This is a genomic window from Corallococcus sp. AB049A (assembly GCF_003668885.1).
Classification (GTDB): domain Bacteria; phylum Myxococcota; class Myxococcia; order Myxococcales; family Myxococcaceae; genus Corallococcus; species Corallococcus interemptor.
On the sequence record NZ_RAWL01000980.1, the window covers coordinates 1 to 479 of the forward strand.

The window sequence follows — 479 nt, forward strand, 5'->3', positions numbered from 1 at the left end:
CAATACAGACGAGTTTAGTAGTACAGACGATGACCAATCTGATGTGAAAAAAATTCCACCCCTTCCACTCACACCTGAAATGTCTCGCTCCCAAGACAGTGACATACCCCCACTTTCTCCTGTGGAGGAAACAGAAACGGGGAGTACGCGTCACAGGCGCCACTTGCACCATCGCAAATCGAAAAAGAAGAGGGATAAAACCGCAGACAGAGAAAGCAAACATAAACACAAAAAGGATCGAACAAGAGATAAACTGCCGAAAGAAAAAGTGAAAGAAAAGAAACCAATAGAACAAATTCATCATCCTGAAAAACTGTTGTCATTTGAACTTTCCATCACGAAAGAACAAGAACTACGAATGGGATTAGCATCACCTATAATTGCGTCAAAGAAATCATCAAAATCAGAACTTATTTCCCAAATTCGTTATGCTGAGGATAATGTTGATAGCACTTATACAGTCATGCTGACTGGTATGA

At 40.5% G+C, this 479-nt stretch carries 1 protein-coding gene; it reads left to right on the top strand.

Features of this window, described 5'->3' with window-relative positions; translation table 11 throughout:
* On the top strand, positions 1-479 hold a 479-nt coding region (locus D7X55_RS43860), incomplete at both ends, for a hypothetical protein (protein WP_158626500.1).